This is a genomic window from Pseudomonas arvensis (assembly GCF_056688935.1).
This window is the reverse complement of sequence record NZ_CP162038.1, coordinates 3280064-3296593: the sequence shown is the minus strand read 5'-3', so window position 1 is coordinate 3296593 and position 16530 is coordinate 3280064. Positions and strand designations below refer to the sequence as shown.

At 62.7% G+C, this 16530-nt stretch carries 11 protein-coding genes; 1 reads left to right on the top strand and 10 read right to left on the bottom strand.

Annotated features, from left to right (window positions below; translation table 11 throughout):
- Positions 1-31: 31 nt before the first annotated feature.
- The 8 genes from AB3G88_RS14650 to AB3G88_RS14615 all read right to left on the bottom strand — a co-directional run bounded on the left by AB3G88_RS14650 (position 32) and on the right by AB3G88_RS14615 (position 9477).
- Positions 32-1672 carry a BatD family protein gene (locus tag AB3G88_RS14650; RefSeq protein WP_480450372.1) on the bottom strand — a complete coding sequence of 547 codons (1641 nt, stop codon included), beginning with the start codon at positions 1670-1672 and terminating at the stop codon, positions 32-34.
- Positions 1669-3408 carry a tetratricopeptide repeat protein gene (locus AB3G88_RS14645; RefSeq protein ID WP_400526544.1) on the bottom strand — a complete coding sequence of 580 codons (1740 nt, stop codon included), beginning with the start codon at positions 3406-3408 and terminating at the stop codon, positions 1669-1671. Before AB3G88_RS14645 ends, AB3G88_RS14650 begins: the two co-directional genes overlap by 4 nt.
- Positions 3405-4493 carry a vWA domain-containing protein gene (locus AB3G88_RS14640; RefSeq protein ID WP_480450369.1) on the bottom strand — a complete coding sequence of 363 codons (1089 nt, stop codon included), beginning with the start codon at positions 4491-4493 and terminating at the stop codon, positions 3405-3407. Before AB3G88_RS14640 ends, AB3G88_RS14645 begins: the two co-directional genes overlap by 4 nt.
- Positions 4486-4980 carry a DUF4381 domain-containing protein gene (locus tag AB3G88_RS14635; protein WP_099585380.1) on the bottom strand — a complete coding sequence of 165 codons (495 nt, stop codon included), beginning with the start codon at positions 4978-4980 and terminating at the stop codon, positions 4486-4488. Before AB3G88_RS14635 ends, AB3G88_RS14640 begins: the two co-directional genes overlap by 8 nt.
- Positions 4977-5909: a DUF58 domain-containing protein gene (locus tag AB3G88_RS14630; protein WP_099585379.1), complete on the bottom strand. Its 933-nt coding sequence runs from the start codon at positions 5907-5909 to the stop codon at positions 4977-4979. Before AB3G88_RS14630 ends, AB3G88_RS14635 begins: the two co-directional genes overlap by 4 nt.
- A 5-nt stretch (positions 5910-5914) precedes the next feature.
- Positions 5915-6874: an AAA family ATPase gene (locus tag AB3G88_RS14625; protein WP_017739127.1), complete on the bottom strand. Its 960-nt coding sequence runs from the start codon at positions 6872-6874 to the stop codon at positions 5915-5917.
- A gap of 249 nt (positions 6875-7123) precedes the next feature.
- The gene (locus tag AB3G88_RS14620; protein ID WP_480450367.1) at positions 7124-8986 is read right to left on the bottom strand and encodes a S8 family serine peptidase; all 1863 of its coding nucleotides are present in this window, start codon (positions 8984-8986) and stop codon (positions 7124-7126) included.
- A 137-nt stretch (positions 8987-9123) separates the two neighbouring features.
- On the bottom strand, positions 9124-9477 hold the full coding sequence (locus AB3G88_RS14615; RefSeq protein WP_480450365.1) for a hypothetical protein: 354 nt from the start codon (positions 9475-9477) through the stop codon (positions 9124-9126).
- A 492-nt stretch (positions 9478-9969) separates the two neighbouring features.
- On the opposite strand from AB3G88_RS14615, the gene AB3G88_RS14610 reads away from it, so the two are divergent.
- Positions 9970-14838: an NAD-glutamate dehydrogenase gene (locus tag AB3G88_RS14610; RefSeq protein WP_191958985.1), complete on the top strand. Its 4869-nt coding sequence runs from the start codon at positions 9970-9972 to the stop codon at positions 14836-14838.
- Positions 14839-15036: 198 nt separating this feature from the next.
- On the opposite strand, the gene AB3G88_RS14605 is transcribed toward AB3G88_RS14610, so the two are convergent.
- Positions 15037-15723 (bottom strand): GntR family transcriptional regulator, encoded by a 687-nt coding sequence (locus AB3G88_RS14605; RefSeq protein WP_099585376.1) that lies wholly within the window; start codon positions 15721-15723, stop codon positions 15037-15039.
- Between the two features lie 16 nt (positions 15724-15739).
- A complete protein-coding gene (locus AB3G88_RS14600) occupies positions 15740-16441 on the bottom strand; it encodes a FadR/GntR family transcriptional regulator (protein ID WP_099585375.1) in 702 nt (233 codons plus the stop codon).
- Positions 16442-16530 lie beyond the last annotated feature (89 nt).

Here is a 16530-nt window from a genome sequence, read left to right as displayed (position 1 = left end):
TGCAGGCTGCCCAGCGCTCGCCACAAGGGGGTTACTTGGGATACAGCGGCGGCAAGCTGGTGGTGTCCGTCGCCGAGTCTTGCACGCGCTCGGTCATGGGGATGGCTTTTATCGCGCGCCACAGGTCTTCGCCCAGCCAGTACTGGCCGCTCTCGCTGTACAGCGCACCGTTCAACCCATCCAGCGCATCCGACAGCGGCACGAAGCGCGCCGCCATGTCCGCCAGGGTTTCCGGCTGCTGCCGCGCCCAGGCATCCAGCGCCTGGCGGGTGGCCTGGGGGTCGTTGGCCTGGGTGGCGCGTTTGAGGTCATCGAGCAGGGTGCGCGGGCTCGGGCCGGTTTGTGCGGCGCGCAGCACCGCCGGTTGCCAGCGCGCACGCCACCACAGGCCGAAGCCCAGCAGGGTGGTGCAGGCCAGGACCAGGGTGCTCAGTTGCCATAGCCACAGACGGCTGTCGTCCGGTGCGGTGATGATGGTTGGCGTGGCAGGCGTGTCCACCATCAGACTCGGGTTGGCCGCCACTTGCAGGGTGCGGGCGGGCACGCTGGTACGTTCAAGGTGATCCTCATGGGTGTTCCACCACACCACTTCAACAGGTGGCAGTTCCAGCGGGCCGACCCGATTGGGGACCAGGGCTTCGCGGTCTTCGCGGCTGCCGACCAGGCCACGGTCGCTGGTCTGGTTGCCAAGTACCGGTTGGTCCGGGTAGCGGCGCAAGCCATTGATTTCTGTGCTGGGGACGGCCGGCAGTTGGGCACTGGACAGGCCCTCGGCCTTGACCGTGAGGCTGCGGGTCAGGGAGTCGCCGACTTGCACATGTTCAGGCTCTGGATTCCAGGATTCCGTCAGGGTCAGGCTGCGCGCCGGCAACCAGGGCGTATCGGCGGGATACAACTCGGGCTTGGGTTTGACCTGCAACGCCAACGGCGCCGAACTCACGTGGATCAGCTTGCCCGGCTTGGTGCCTTGCAGGGTATTGTCCTGGGGCGGGCGCGATTCCACCAACGTGGCGCTGAAGGTCTGCGTTGGCAGTTCCAGGGCGCCGCTGTGTTGCGGGTAGATCGCGTAGCGGGTTTCGATTACTCCGTGGCGGATGCTGTTGATGACCTTTTCATAGGTGCGCGACTCGCCCAATTGCTCCACGCGAGCATCCGGGATCTGCAACGGGGTGAGGCTGCTGTCGTCATACAGCGACACCGAGTGGTACACGCGCACCGTCAACAGGGCCTGTGCCTGCACGTACACGCTGGATTGATCGAGGCTGGCTTCGACAAACACCGGCGCCAGCTCGGCGTTGCTGTTCTGGCTGGCGGTTTCCAGCACTTGCAGGCTGATCGGCTGGGTCGAGTACTCGCCCACTTGCAACGGCGGGATCACTACGGTGCCGTTTTCCTTGGGCAGCAGGGTGATGATCCAGCGCGTGGTGGCGTGGTTGTCGCCGCCCAGGGTGGTGAGCTGGTTGAGCTGGCGGGTGCCGCTGACTTCGAACTGTGCATCCAGTGGCGACAGGTCGGGTTTGCCGAACTGGGTGACGTCGCTGGACTCCACCGTCAGCTCCACCGTTTCCCCGGAATTGAGGCGGCTGCGGTCGACACTGGCCACCAGGTTCGCCGCCTGGGCGTGGCCTGCCGTCAACGCCAGCAGAAGCAGAAGGGGGGTGCGGCGGCTCATCGAGTCTTGTCCTGATGTTGTTGCTGTTCGTACCAGAATTTGCGTCGCAGCAGTTCGCCGGGGTTGTCCGGGATCTCCCGCAGCCATTGTTCCAGGGCTTGGCGGTGTTCATCGTCGAGGCTGGCGTCGGCGGGGCGCAGCGGCGGGGTAGTGGTTTGCTCGTCGCCCAGTTCGCTGCCCGGTACTTCGTTGCCGCCGGCTTGGGGTGTGGCGCCGGTCTGGGTGTCACCGCTGCCCGCTTCGCCCTGGCCTTGGGACGACTGCTCGCCGCCCGTGGCAGTTTGCCCACTGGCGCCCGGTTGCGCAGTTTGGCCGGGTTGGGTGGTTTCGTCATCCTCGTTTTTTGCCGGCTGTTCGGGCTCGGGCGCTGCCTGCTCCTGCATCAGGGCTTCCACCAGGGCCTTGTTTTTCAGGGCTGGTTGCAGGTCGGGCTGGGCTTCCAGGGCTTGCTCGTAGGCGTCGACAGCCGCTTCGAGTGCGCCGGATCTGGCCAAGGCATTACCGCGATTGTAGTGAGCGTAGGCGTCATTGCCTTCGGCAAAGCGCTTGATGGCTTCGGCATAGTTGCCGGCTTCGTACAAGGCAACGCCTTGCCATTGCACATCCTGGAAGTGTTCGGCGGCTTCGGCGGGGCGTTTTTTCTTGAGCAGGTATTGGCCTTGCTGGTCTGGGCGCAGCCACAAATCCTGGAGTTCGAAGGCGTAGCTGGGCTGGGGGGCGGCCATCAGCAGCAAGGGCAGGCAAAACAACCAGCCACGGCGCCCGGCGCAGGCGGCGAGCAGCAACAGCGGCAAGAGCAGCCAGTAACCCTGGTCGGCCCAGGTGTCGAGGTGCAGCAACTGGCCGTCGTTACGCAGGGCTTGCGGCGGGTCGAGTACGCCGAGCTGGCGCAGGTCTTTATCGTCCAGGCGCGCGGCACGGTAACGCCCGCCCATCTCGTTGGCGAAGGCTTTGAGCGTGGGGCTGTCGAGGCGTGGCACCAGAATCGCGCCTTGTTCGTCCTTGAGAAATTCACCGCTTTCCTGGGTGACGGGCGTGCCTTCGCGGCTGCCGATGCCGAGGATCGACAGGGGCGGCGACTGGTTGCTTTGCAGCAACAGGCGAATGCCCTGGCGCTCCTGCTTGGACAGCGATGAGCCAATCAGCAGCAGGCGTCCTTGGCCGAGGCCGCTGTGCTTGAGCAGGTCCAGGGCTTTGTGCACCGCCAGGTCAGCGCGGTGGCCGGTCTCGGGCATGATCGAGGGACGCAGCGCTTCGAGCAGGTTGCGGCTGGTGCCCAGGTCGTCCGACAGTGGCACCAGCGTGTGGGCGCTGCCGGCATACACCACGATGGCGGTTTGCGCATCGGTGCGCGCCTGCAACAAGTCATACAGCTTGCGGCGGGCTTGCTCCAGACGATTGGGCGGGCTGTCGGTGGCGAGCATTTCCGGGGTCAGCTCAAGCAGCACCACCAGCGGGTCGGAGGGCTTCTGGCTGGTTTGTTCGACCCGTTGCCAACTGGGGCCGAGCAAGGCCAGCACGGCCAATAGCCAGGCGATACCGAGCACCACCCACGGTGATTTGCTTTCGCGGCCGCTGCCACCGCTGAGCAGCACGGCATGAAAGGCCGGCGGCAGGATCATCTGCCAGCGCCCGGCGCGTTTTTGCCGGTGCCACAACTGCCATAGCAACCAGCCGAGCAGCGGCAACAGCAACAGCCACCAGGGGCGGAACCAGTGCGGCCAGAGGTCGATCATCGGCGCCTCCGCAAACGCAGGCGTTTAAGGCGTTGGCGCCACTCAGGACTTTGTTGCAGGAAGATCCCCTTGCTCGACACTTTGCTGAACCAGCGTTGCAGGGCGTTGTTCGGCCAGCGTTCCTGGATCACCAGCAACAGGCTCAGGATCAGCGCCAGGGCCAGGGGGCCGCTGTACAACGCCTGAGCCGGGCGGGCCTGGGTCGGTTGTTGCTCGACGGGTTCGAGTCGGTCGAGGGTTGCCTTGATGGTTTGCAGCTCTTCGCCATCGCGGGCGCGGAAGTATTGCCCGCCGGTTGCTTCGGCAATGGCCCTGAGAGCCGGTTCATAGAGGTCCAGGCTCGGGTTGACGCCGAGGATGCCCAGGGAACCGGTTTGCTCGGGGTCGGCGCCGATGCCGATCGGGTAGATTTTCACACCTTCTTCGGCGGCCAGGCGTGCGGCGGTCAGCGGGTCGATCTGCCCGGCGTTGTTGGCGCCGTCGGTGACCAGGATCAGTACGCGGCTTTGCGCCGGGCGCTGGCGCAGGCGTTTTAGGGCCAGGCCGATGGCATCGCCGATGGCAGTGTTTTTGCCGGCGATGCCGATGCGTGCTTCATCCAGCCAGGTGCGCACGGTGCGGCGGTCGAAGGTCAGCGGCGCTTGCAGGTACGCCTGGCTGCCGAACAGGATCAGGCCTACGCGGTCACCTTCGCGGTGTTCAAGGAAATCACCCAATAGGTTTTTGACCAGGGACAGGCGACTCACGTCCTCGTCCTGCCACTGCATATCGGGGAAATCCATGGAGCCGGACACGTCGACTGCCACCAGTAGATCGCGGCCGCTGGCGGCAATCGGCAGCGGTTCACCGAGCCATTCCGGGCGTGCGGCGGCGGTCAGCAGCAGCAGCCACAGCACCACGAAGGGGGCCTGCTGGCGCCAGCCCGGCAAGTTGACGCGGGCGCGGCGCCTGGCCAGGCCTTCGAGGTCACCGAGGTAGCTGACTTTAAGCGCGGGTTCGCCGCTGTCGGCCGCTGGCAGGATCAGCCGCATCAACCAGGGCAGCGGCAACAGGACGAAGATCCACGGCCAGGCGAACTCAAACATGTTTGCGAATCCAGGTGTCGACGGCTTGAGTCAGGCCGGCGATGGCTTTGTCGTCGAGTTTGCATTCGGGTTTGTAGGCGCCTTCCACCAGCACCATCCAGCGGGTGAGGCCGGCAGCCGGGCAGCGGTTGTCGAGGAATGCCAGCCATTTGCGCCCGTTGAGGGTGTGGCTCTGGCTGTAAGGGTAGTCGTTGCGGCACAGGCGCTTGAGCAAGCCATTGAGTTGTTGCAACCAGGCACCGGCGGGCGCGCCGTCGTAGGGTTTGGGCATCAGCGCCAATTCGGCCAGGGCGGCGATGCGCAACGGGTCCAAGGGTTGTTCGGCGCGTGCGACCGGGCGGCGCGCAGGCAGGAAGCGGCGCAGGGACCAAAGCCCCCACCCCAGCAACGGGATCACCAGCAGCACCAGCCACCAGCCCGGCGCAGGCGGCCAGAAGCCGATACTCGGCGGGGCGATCAGCGGTTGCAGTTGGTCGAGGCTGCTCATTGTTTTTTGGCCGGGCGTTGCGGGTTGAGGTATTCGCGCAGTTGCTCGACCATTTCGCTCTGGGTGCTCAAGGGCATCAGCAGGACCCGCAGTTTTTGCGCGAGACGTTCCCAGCGGGCGATGCGTGCTTCGGCCTGGGCCTTGTAGGCCTGGCGCAAGTCGTAGTTCAGCGTGTCGAGTTCCAGTTGCGCGCCTCGCTGCGCGAAACGCAGCAGCCCGGCGGCGGGCAGGGCGTGGTCCAGCGGATCGGAGATCGGCAACAGCAGCAGATCACAATGGCGTGACAGCAGGCTCAGTTGTTGCTCGGCGCCGTCGGTGAGGGCACGTTCATCGCAAATCACAATCACCAGGCTGCCAGGGCGCAGCACTTCGCGGCCACGGCGCAGGGCCATGCCCAGGGCGTCGGCTTCGGGACGGCTTTCGGTGTCCAGGCTCTGGTTGACGCGCACCAGGCGGTTAAGCAGTTGCAGCAGGCTTTGCTTGCTGCGCCGGGGTTTGATTTCGTAGTGCTCGTTGTCGCCGAACACCAGCCCGCCGACGCGATCGTTGTGCCCCAGGGCCGCCCAGCCGATCAGGCTCGCCGCCTGCGCCGCCAGCACCGACTTGAACATCTGCCCCGAGCCGAAAAACAGCCGGCAGCTTTGCTCGACCATGATGAAGATCGGCCGTTCGCGCTCTTCGTGGAACAGTTTGGTGTGCGGCTCCTGGGTGCGTGCGGTGACGCGCCAGTCGATGGTGCGCACGTCGTCTCCGGCCTGGTACACACGCACCTGGTCGAAGTCGACGCCGCGCCCGCGCAGCTTGGAGTGGTGCAGGCCGATCAGCGGGCTGCGCTGGCTCGGCGTGGAAAACAGCTGCACTTCGCGCACGCGGTGGCGCATCTCAATCAATTCGCTGAGCGTGACGCGGATCCCATCGCTGGCATTCATCGACTTCAAGCGACGGCAACGACGTCAAGAATGCGTTGCACCACGCGGTCCTGGTCAATCCCGGCCGCTTCGGCCTCGAACGACAGAATGATGCGGTGGCGCAGCACGTCGAACAGCACGGCCTGAATATCCTCTGGGCTCACAAAGTCGCGTCCGGCCAGCCAGGCGTGGGCACGGGCGCAGCGGTCGAGGGCGATGGAGCCACGTGGGCTGGCGCCGTAGGCGATCCACTCGGCCATCTCCGGGTCGAACTTGGCCGGGGTGCGCGTGGCCATGACCAGTTGCACCAGGTATTCCTCCACCGCATCGGCCATGTACAGGCCGAGGATTTCCTTGCGCGCGGCGAAGATTGCCTGCTGGCTGACGCGGCGCTCGGGCTTGGTTTCGCCGTTGAGGGCTTCACCACGGGCCTGTTGCAGGATACGGCGCTCGACGGCCGCATCGGGAAAGCCGATCTTGACGTGCATCAGGAACCGGTCGAGCTGGGCTTCGGGCAGCGGGTAGGTGCCTTCCTGTTCGATGGGGTTTTGCGTGGCCATCACCAAAAACAGCGGCGACAGCTCGTAGGTGCTGCGCCCGACGCTGACCTGGCGCTCGGCCATGGCCTCAAGCAGCGCCGACTGGACCTTGGCCGGGGCACGGTTGATTTCGTCCGCCAGCACCAGGTTGTGGAAGATCGGCCCTTGCTGGAACACGAAGCTGCCGGTTTCCGGGCGATAGATCTCGGTGCCGGTGATGTCGGCGGGCAACAGGTCGGGGGTGAACTGGATGCGATGGAACTGCGCCTCGATCCCTTCGGCCAACTCTTTGATGGCCTTGGTCTTGGCCAGTCCCGGTGCGCCTTCCACCAGCATATGGCCGTCGGCGAGCAGGGCGATCAGCAGGCGATCGATGAGTTTTTCCTGGCCGAGAATCTGCGTAGAAAGAAAGGTTCGCAGCGCAAGCAGCGCTTCACGATGTTCCATCGATGACGGTTCCTGGAGAGAGGGGCCTGTACGTCATGTAACAAACGACAGCCTGGGGCGCCTACTTTAATGCATGGCAGGGGCTGGCGACTAACGGCGTGCGGGGTATTTTCAGGAAAACCTGCAGGAATTTTGTGTAGAACACACAAAAGCGCGGGGGAGCGGACTGATCCGCTCCCCCGTGTGCTCAGGGGAAAGGCACGCCGAGGTGCCATTCCTTGCCGGCTTCAACCTTCGATGGAGCGGTGATCATCGCGACAACGTGGGCTCTCCACTGCAGGTGCCCAGGCGGAGCCAGGGTTTGGCTGCGCCGAATTCAACAAAGTTCAGGTCCGGGCGCGCGCCTTGGGACCAGTGTGCGACCTGGTAGTTGTAACCGCTGTAGGAGACCTTTTCGCTGATAGTGGAATACGCCTTGGTGGCGACCCACGCGACGACGCAGTCGCCGACCGGTGGCGTTTCGCTGGCTTTGACCATGAGGTTTTCGACCAGCGTGATGCTGCGGGTGCCATCGGACACCAGCACTGATATCGACATGCGGGTGTCGACGGGCAAGTTCGGCGCCACCAATGCAATGGTCGGCTCCTCACCGGTCGCCGGAGTGAAGCCCGTGGCAGTCCAGCGGTACGTCAGCGGTTTGTTGGTGGGTGACTCTGCGTAGACGTGCCCGGTGAATGCCGCGCCTGATTTCACTTCTTCGGGCAGGGCCAGGCGGCCGGTGGGCGGCTGACCGCTGCCTTCGGCCAGAAGCTTCTTGATTGCTGCGTCCAGGTCGGGCTGCACGCCGATCTCGGTGTGGTTGCCGTTGGCTTGCGGGTAGCCGGTTTCGACGAGGATCCGGCGCAGTTCCTTGGGCGGGATGTCCCCCAGTCGATTGGCCCGGGCGACTCCCTGCAGCGACGCCACCACCCCGGCGATGATTGGGTTGGCCGATGAAGTGCCACTGTAGGTATGGGTGTAGCCAGTGGTTGGGTTGGCCGCGCTCCAGGTGGTCGTGGTGACTGAACCGCCCCAACTGAACAGGTCGACGCGGCTGCCATATTGGGAGAAATACGCTCTTATGCCGGTCTTGGGCTCGACGGCACCGGCATAGGTGCTGCCGGTGTCAAACGTGTTGCGGTCGAAGTAGCCGGCGAAGTGGGGGTGATCCAGGTTGATATTGCCGTTCGCTGCGGCGATCACCACATGCAGGCCTTTTTCCTCGGTCATGTACGTGATGATGTCGCGTATTGTCCTGTTGTACTCAACGGGCATATAGCAGTTGCTGGTGCAGCCTACTGCTGCAAAAGGCGTGTAATTGGAATGGACACCGATTTGCACGACATCGCCTGCGCTTAATTGCTCGGCCGCCCGCAGCAGTCGGGTGTCGCCATACTGCGCGTACCCAAGTTGCACCTTCGGGGCGATGCCGGTGGTACCGAAGGCGTTTTCCCCGGAGGCAATTGTGCCGACGCTGGCTGTGTCGTGGAACCCGGTAGTGGCGCCGTCGTCGACTTCCATAAAAGGTTTGGGCAAGTCTGAATGGTTGTAGGACCAATGGTCGATTTCCGACGACACCACCCGAATGTTCTCGCCTTTGCCTCCGGGTACCGTCCAGGCCTGCACGGCATTCACGCCGCCGATCTTGTAGGGCGTCATGGCGTGTTGGTCAAACAGGTAGTTCTGGCGGCTGGTGTGGTCGGGGATCGCGTTGCGCGGGCTGTCCTCGACGGGCTCGGCCTTGTCCTCGTACATGCCTTCGGCCAGTGGCTCGAAGTCAACCTCTTCAATGGCCGGGTCCTGCTTGAGCTGCGCCGCCAGGGCGCGGGCCTGGTCCGCTGGCAGATGATCGGTTTCGATAATGTAATAGCGGTCCAGTCGATGCCGCTGCAGGGCCTGAAACCCCTCCAGCGTGCGCGCCTTGGAGGGCGGCACCAGCGGCTTGATGTTGGGGACATGGGTCTGGAAGGTGCTGGACGGGTCGTAGGTGCCGTGGAAGTTGCGCAACGTCGAGCCGTCGTCCTTGAGCAGCAGGACTAGGTGTGAATAGTCAACGTTGGCCGGCGCCGCCGACAACGTTGTGCATGCCGCGCCCACAAGGCCGATGGCGAGAAGCTTGCTGATGGATTTCATCGTGACACCCTGGCAGTCAGCGTGATTTCGATCAGCTAAGACGCAAAACCGAGGGCTGAATACTGTTAAAAATAACAGTGTCGACAAACGGTCAACGGCCTCGGTCGTGACTGCGCAAGAGGTTGCAGGGCGCCGTTTCAGGCGCGGATGTAGGTGCCGGTGCCCTTGAGGATGTTCTGCAGGGTTTGTTCCAGCTCGGCCATCTCCGACGCGGCGGTGGCGTGGGTGATCTGTAGTTGGTCCTTGCCGCCCAGCGCATCGGCATCGCCTGCCGCCAGCTCTACCAACAGGGTCGTGTCGCCCAACGTGACCTTCAGCCCGTCCAGGGTCGACGGCTCATAATCCCAGGTCAGCTCGACTTCGTCTTCATCCGGATAGCGGGTCAACATGAACATTTCGCCGGTCGTGCCGTGGCAGCAGAGCATGGCCATGTTGTCTTCTTCGTCGTCGCAGGGAGTGGCCACCAGGGCGTCGGTTTTCAGCTGCAGCATGGGGAATCCTGTCTGGGAGAGGGCGTTGCAAGGGGCGATTGTGCCATTGCGGCGAATTTTCTGCTGCATCCTGTGTCACACATGCGTTATGACCTGACGGGCAAAACCAGTCATTTTCGGCACTCGCAGCTTTGAAAGTTGCGTTTTTTAACGGGTGGGAATGTGGGGTTGCACTCGTCGCAACCCGAACCCTGCTTACTGATGACCGAATATGTCGCAGCATTGCAAGAGCAGTCCTCCTACACTCGTTAAGCTGCGCAACGGATGCGCATGTTCCAGGCGCCTGACCTGCCCGTCGTACCGTCACCCGGCAAGGTGTGCATCTTATGGAAGTTGTATGTGACCTGACTGTCTTGTCCAGCTTCACCCACCTGTCACTCTGAATTCGTTATGGTGTTTGAGTAATGACCTGCGAATCCAGGTGACGGTCTCCCCGCAAGGGGATAACACGCGACGCTTCCATCAATAACAAGCCCAAGCGGAGTACCACAGATGGCGTTCTTCACCGCAGCCAGCAAGGCCGACTTCCAGCATCAACTGCAAGCGGCACTGGCGCAGCACATCAGTGAACAGGCACTGCCACAAGTGGCGCTGTTCGCTGAACAATTCTTCGGCATCATTTCCCTGGACGAACTGACCCAGCGTCGCCTTTCCGACCTGGCCGGTTGCACCCTGTCTGCCTGGCGCCTGCTTGAGCGCTTTGATCACACCCAACCGCAAGTGCGGGTCTATAACCCCGATTACGAACGTCATGGCTGGCAGTCGACCCACACCGCGGTCGAAGTGCTGCACCATGACCTGCCGTTCCTGGTGGACTCGGTGCGTACCGAGCTGAACCGTCGCGGCTACAGCATCCACACCCTGCAAACGACCGTGCTCAGCGTGCGCCGTGGGAACAAAGGCGAGTTGCTGGAAATACTGCCAAAAGGCACCCAGGGCGAAGGCATCGAGCAAGAATCGCTGATGTACCTGGAAATCGACCGCTGCGCCAACGCCGCCGAACTGAGCGTGTTGAGCAAAGAGCTTGAGCAGGTGCTGGGCGAAGTGCGGGTGGCCGTAGCCGATTTCGAACCGATGAAAGCCAAGGTCCAGGACCTGCTGGCCGGCATCGACGCCAGCCAGTTCAGCATCGACGGCGAAGAAAAAGCCGAGATCAAGAACTTCCTGGAATGGCTGGTGGGCAACCACTTCACCTTCCTGGGCTACGAAGAATTCGTGGTACGTGACGAGGCGGATGGCGGGCATATCGAATATGACGCCAGCTCGTTCCTCGGTCTGACCAAGCTGCTGCGCGCCGGCCTCACCGCCGACGACCTGCGCATCGAAGACTACGCCGTGTCCTACCTGCGTGAACCGACCGTGCTGTCGTTCGCCAAGGCCGCGCACCCGAGCCGCGTACACCGACCGGCTTACCCGGACTACGTGTCGATCCGCGAGATCGATGCCGACGGCAAGGTGATCAAGGAACACCGCTTCATGGGCCTGTACACCTCTTCGGTGTATGGCGAAAGCGTGCGCGTCATCCCGTACATCCGTCGCAAAGTGGCCGAGATCGAACGCCGCTCGGGCTTCCAGGCCAAGGCGCACCTGGGCAAGGAACTGGCCCAGGTCGTTGAAGTACTGCCCCGTGACGACCTGTTCCAGACCCCGGTCGACGAACTCTTCAGCACCGTGATGTCCATCGTGCAGATCCAGGAACGCAATAAGATCCGCGTCTTCCTGCGCAAAGACCCGTACGGTCGTTTCTGCTACTGCCTGGCCTACGTGCCGCGTGACATCTATTCCACCGAAGTGCGCCAGAAGATCCAGCAAGTGCTGATGGATCGCCTGAAAGCCTCGGATTGCGAGTTCTGGACTTTCTTCTCCGAATCCGTGCTGGCGCGCGTGCAGCTGATTCTGCGGGTAGATCCAAAGAACCGCCTCGACATCGACCCGCTGCAACTGGAAAAAGAAGTGGTGCAGGCCTGCCGCAGCTGGCAGGACGACTACTCCAGCCTGGTGGTGGAAAGCTTCGGCGAAGCCCACGGCACCAACGTGCTGGCAGACTTCCCGAAAGGCTTCCCGGCCGGCTATCGCGAGCGTTTCGCGGCGCATTCGGCCGTGGTCGACATGCAGCACCTGCTCAGCCTGACCGAAGCCAACCCGCTGGTGATGAGCTTCTATCAGCCGCTGGGCCAGGTCTCCGGCCAACGCGAGCTGCATTGCAAGCTCTACCACGCCGACACCCCGCTGGCGCTGTCCGACGTGCTGCCGATCCTGGAAAACCTCGGCCTGCGCGTACTGGGTGAGTTCCCGTACCGCCTGCGTCACGCCAATGGCCGTGAGTTCTGGATCCATGACTTCGCGTTCATCGCCGCCGAAGGCGTGAACCTGGATATCCAGCAGCTCAACGACACCCTGCAGGACGCGTTCGTGCACATCGTCCACGGCGATGCAGAAAACGATGCGTTCAACCGCCTGGTCCTGACCGCCGGCCTGCCATGGCGCGACGTCGCGCTGCTGCGTGCCTATGCCCGTTACTTGAAGCAGATCCGCCTGGGCTTTGACCTGGGTTACATCGCCAGCACCCTGAACAACCACACCGACATCGCCCGCGAGTTGACCCGGTTGTTCAAGACGCGCTTCTACCTGGCACGCAAGCTCACCGCCGACGACCTGGAAGACAAGCAGCTGCGCCTGGAACAAGCGATCCTCAGCGCCCTGGACGATGTTCAGGTGCTCAACGAAGACCGCATCCTGCGTCGCTACCTGGACCTGATCAAGGCCACCCTGCGTACCAACTTCTACCAGACCGACGCCAACGGCCAGAACAAGTCGTACTTCAGCTTCAAGTTCGACCCGCGTGCGATCCCTGAGCTGCCCAAGCCGGTGCCGAAGTTTGAAATCTTCGTCTACTCGCCACGGGTTGAAGGCGTGCACCTGCGCTTTGGCAACGTTGCGCGTGGCGGCCTGCGCTGGTCCGACCGTGAAGAAGACTTCCGTACCGAAGTGCTCGGCCTGGTAAAAGCCCAGCAGGTGAAGAACTCGGTGATCGTGCCGGTGGGCGCCAAAGGCGGCTTCCTGCCGCGTCGCCTGCCACTGGGCGGCAGCCGTGACGAGATCGCGGCCGAGGGCATCGCCTGCTACCGCATCTTCATTTCGGGCCTGTTGGACATCACCGACAACCTCAAGGACGGCGCGCTGGTGCCGCCGTTGAATGTGGTACGTCATGACGACGATGACCCGTATCTGGTGGTGGCAGCGGACAAGGGCACTGCGACCTTCTCCGACATCGCCAACGGCATTGCCATCGACTACGGCTTCTGGCTGGGCGATGCGTTCGCTTCCGGTGGTTCCGCCGGTTACGACCACAAGAAAATGGGCATCACTGCCAAGGGCGCGTGGGTCGGCGTGCAGCGTCACTTCCGTGAGCGCGGCATCAATGTGCAGGAAGACAGCATCACTGTGGTTGGCGTCGGCGATATGGCCGGTGACGTGTTCGGTAACGGCCTGTTGATGTCCGACAAGCTGCAACTGGTCGCCGCCTTCAACCACCTGCACATCTTCATCGATCCAAACCCGAACCCGGCGACCAGCTTCGTCGAGCGTCAGCGCATGTTCGAGCTGCCGCGTTCGGCCTGGACCGACTACGACACCAGCATCATGTCCGAAGGCGGCGGCATCTTCTCGCGCAGCGCGAAGAGCATTGCCATCTCGCCACAGATGAAAGAACGCTTCGACATCTCGGCCGACAAGCTGACCCCGACCGAACTGCTGAACGCCTTGCTCAAGGCGCCGGTGGACCTGTTGTGGAACGGTGGTATCGGTACGTACGTCAAGGCCAGCACCGAAAGCCACGCCGATGTGGGCGACAAGGCCAACGACGCGCTGCGTGTCAACGGCAACGAACTGCGCTGCAAGGTGGTGGGCGAGGGCGGTAACCTCGGCATGACCCAACTGGGTCGTGTGGAATTCGGCCTCAATGGCGGCGGTTCCAACACCGACTTCATCGACAACGCCGGTGGCGTGGACTGCTCCGACCACGAAGTGAACATCAAGATCCTGCTCAACGAAGTGGTGCAGGCCGGTGACATGACCGACAAGCAACGCAATCAGTTGCTGGCGAGCATGACCGACGAAGTCGGCAGCCTGGTGTTGGGCAACAACTACAAGCAGACGCAGGCTCTGTCCCTGGCCGCCCGCAAGGCTTATGAGCGAGCAGCCGAGTACAAGCGCCTGATGAGCGACCTGGAAGGCCGTGGCAAGCTGGACCGCGCCATCGAGTACCTGCCGACCGAGGAGCAGCTCATCGAGCGCGCCGCCAACGGCAAGGGCCTGACCCGTCCGGAACTGTCGGTACTGATCTCGTACAGCAAGATCGACCTCAAGGAAGCGTTGCTCAAGTCCCAGGTGCCGGATGACGAGTACCTGACCCGTGACATGGAGACCGCGTTCCCTCCGAGCCTGGTGGCCAAGTTCGGCGAAGCCATGCGTCGCCATCGTCTCAAGCGTGAGATTGTCAGCACCCAGATCGCCAACGACCTGGTCAACCACATGGGCATCACTTTCGTTCAACGACTCAAAGAGTCGACCGGCATGAGCCCGGCGAACGTGGCCGGCGCCTACGTGATCGTGCGTGACATTTTCCACCTCCCGCACTGGTTCCGTCAGATCGAAGCCCTGGACCACCAGGTTAGCGCTGACGTGCAATTGCAGTTGATGGACGAGCTGATGCGCCTGGGCCGTCGCGCCACGCGTTGGTTCCTGCGCAGCCGTCGCAACGAACAGGACGCCGGGCGTGATACCGCGCACTTCGGTCCGCACCTGGCAGCGTTGGGCCTCAAGCTCGACGAACTGCTGGAAGGCCCGACCCGCGAAGGATGGCAGAACCGTTATCAGGCTTACACCGAAGCGGGTGTGCCGGAGTTGTTGGCGCGCATGGTTGCAGGTACGACTCACCTGTACACCTTGCTGCCAATCATCGAAGCCGCTGACGTGACCGGGCATGACGCCGCTGAAGTGGCCAAGGCCTACTTTGCCGTTGGCAGCGCCCTGGACTTGCCATGGTACCTGCAGCAGATCAGTGATCTGCCGGTTGCCAACAATTGGCAGGCCCAGGCCCGCGAAGCCTTCCGCGACGACGTGGACTGGCAGCAACGGGCGATCACCATTTCTGTCCTGCAAATGGCCGACGCGCCACAAGACATGGAAGCCCGTGTGGCCCTGTGGCTTGAGCAGCACAAGGACATGGCCGATCGCTGGGTCGCCATGATGGTGGAAATTCGTGCTGCGGTCGGCACGGACTACGCCATGTACGCGGTGGCCAACCGTGAGTTGCTGGACTTGGCGTTGAGCGGTCAGTCGGTGCTGCAACCGGCTTGATCACGCGGTAATGCAAAAGCCCCTGCATCGTGAGATGCAGGGGCTTTTTTGTTGGATCCAGATTTATCAAACAATAGAGGGCCAATGTGGGAGGGGGCTTGCCCCCGATAGCGGTGTGTCAGTCATGAATAAGTTGACTGATACACCGCTATCGGGGGCAAGCCCCCTCCCACATTTACACCTCGATTTGGCTGGAGGTCAGTGGTGTTTCAGCAACTTGGCTTCCAGGTGATCGAGGTGTTGGGTCATCAATGTCATTGCTGTTGCCGAATCCCGCTGTTCCACCGCATCCACAATCGCCACATGTTCCTGCCACGCGCAATACGTGCAGGCTTTCGCTTCAAATTGCGCAATGACCAACGACGTCAACGGCACCAGGCTGTTCAAAAACTGCGCCAGTGGCCCATTCGCCGCAATGGCCGCCAAGTGCAGGTGAAACTCCCCCGACAAGCGAATCGCCGGCCCACGCTGGTCGCGTTCTATGCACTCACGTTCACGGGCGATCAGCTCGCGCAGTTGGCGTATTTGCGAGGATGTCGCCTGGGCACAGGCCAGTTGCACCACGGTCATTTCGGTCATGCGCCGTGCTTCGAGGATCTGCCGGGTCTGCTGCGCATCCGGTGCCGCCACTTGGGCGCGCTGGTTGGGGCGCAGGATGATCACTTGCTGATGGGACAGCTTGGCCAACACCCGGCGAATCACACTGCGGCTTACGCCAAAGGTTTCACCCAGGCTTTCTTCGGTAAACCGGCTGGCCGGGGCGATGCGTTGTTCGAGGATCGCGTCGAACAGCCGTGGGTAGATGTCGTCCACCGAGGGCTTTTTACCGGCAACCAGGCGCAGGGCAGGGAGGAAGGGCTCGCGGTGCAGGGCGTGGGCGGTCATGGTCGTCTCCAAAAAGTCAGCTGCCCAGATGGTCGTCCGGGATGTTCAAGCGGATACCCATGCGCAAGCCTTCCTGGAGGATGTGCTTGCGCATTTCGGCGCTGGCCAGGGCGCTGTTTTTATTGCGGATGGCGCGTACCACGGCGTCGTTTTCCTGCAGGCGCTCGGCCAGGTGTTCCGGCGAATTGCGCAGCACCTGGGCGCTTTGCTTGAGGGCGTTGCTGGTCTGTTGCACCACGTTCTGGAAGATCGGGTTGGAGGTGAGGGCGAACAGCTCTTCGTGGAAGGCGATGTAGGCGTTCATCCCCGCTTCGGCGTCTCCGGCGTCGAGGGCTTCGCGCATGTCCATCAGCGTCAGGCGCAACTGGCCGACTTCCTTGCTGCTGATGGATTGGGCGACGAGACCGACGATGAAGGGTTCGAGGGTGTAGCGCAGTTGCAGGATGTCTTCGAGGCTGGCGTCGGCCACGGCGTCGCTGGATTGGGGCTCGCTGACGCTGGTTTCCAGCACCACTACACCTTTGCCGGGCATCGAGCGCACGAGGCCGAGGGTTTCCAGTACGATCACCGCCTCGCGCAGGCTGGGGCGGCTGATGCCCATCTGTTCAGCCAGTTCACGTTGGCCGGGCAGCATTTCGCCACGACGCCACTGGCCCCGCGCCAAGGCGGCGCGCAGTTTCTCTACGACTGAATTGACGACGGTTGAGGTGCTGATCACGTCGATACTTCCTTAATTTTGCTAATACAGCAGTAAATCTTGTGATGAACCAATGTGGGAGGGGGCAAGCCCTCTCCCACATTGATTTG

Excerpts from the sequence above, each read along its gene's own strand:
- AB3G88_RS14650 (WP_480450372.1), bottom strand. The coding sequence starts at position 1,672 with ATGAGCCGCCGCACCCCCCTTCTGCTTCTGCTGGCGTTGACGGCAGGC.
- AB3G88_RS14645 (WP_400526544.1), bottom strand. The coding sequence starts at position 3,408 with ATGATCGACCTCTGGCCGCACTGGTTCCGCCCCTGGTGGCTGTTGCTG.
- AB3G88_RS14640 (WP_480450369.1), bottom strand. The coding sequence starts at position 4,493 with ATGTTTGAGTTCGCCTGGCCGTGGATCTTCGTCCTGTTGCCGCTGCCC.
- AB3G88_RS14635 (WP_099585380.1), bottom strand. The coding sequence starts at position 4,980 with ATGAGCAGCCTCGACCAACTGCAACCGCTGATCGCCCCGCCGAGTATC.
- AB3G88_RS14630 (WP_099585379.1), bottom strand. The coding sequence starts at position 5,909 with ATGAATGCCAGCGATGGGATCCGCGTCACGCTCAGCGAATTGATTGAG.
- AB3G88_RS14625 (WP_017739127.1), bottom strand. The coding sequence starts at position 6,874 with ATGGAACATCGTGAAGCGCTGCTTGCGCTGCGAACCTTTCTTTCTACG.
- AB3G88_RS14620 (WP_480450367.1), bottom strand. The coding sequence starts at position 8,986 with ATGAAATCCATCAGCAAGCTTCTCGCCATCGGCCTTGTGGGCGCGGCA.
- AB3G88_RS14615 (WP_480450365.1), bottom strand. The coding sequence starts at position 9,477 with ATGCTGCAGCTGAAAACCGACGCCCTGGTGGCCACTCCCTGCGACGAC.
- AB3G88_RS14610 (WP_191958985.1), top strand. The coding sequence starts at position 9,970 with ATGGCGTTCTTCACCGCAGCCAGCAAGGCCGACTTCCAGCATCAACTG.
- AB3G88_RS14605 (WP_099585376.1), bottom strand. The coding sequence starts at position 15,723 with ATGACCGCCCACGCCCTGCACCGCGAGCCCTTCCTCCCTGCCCTGCGC.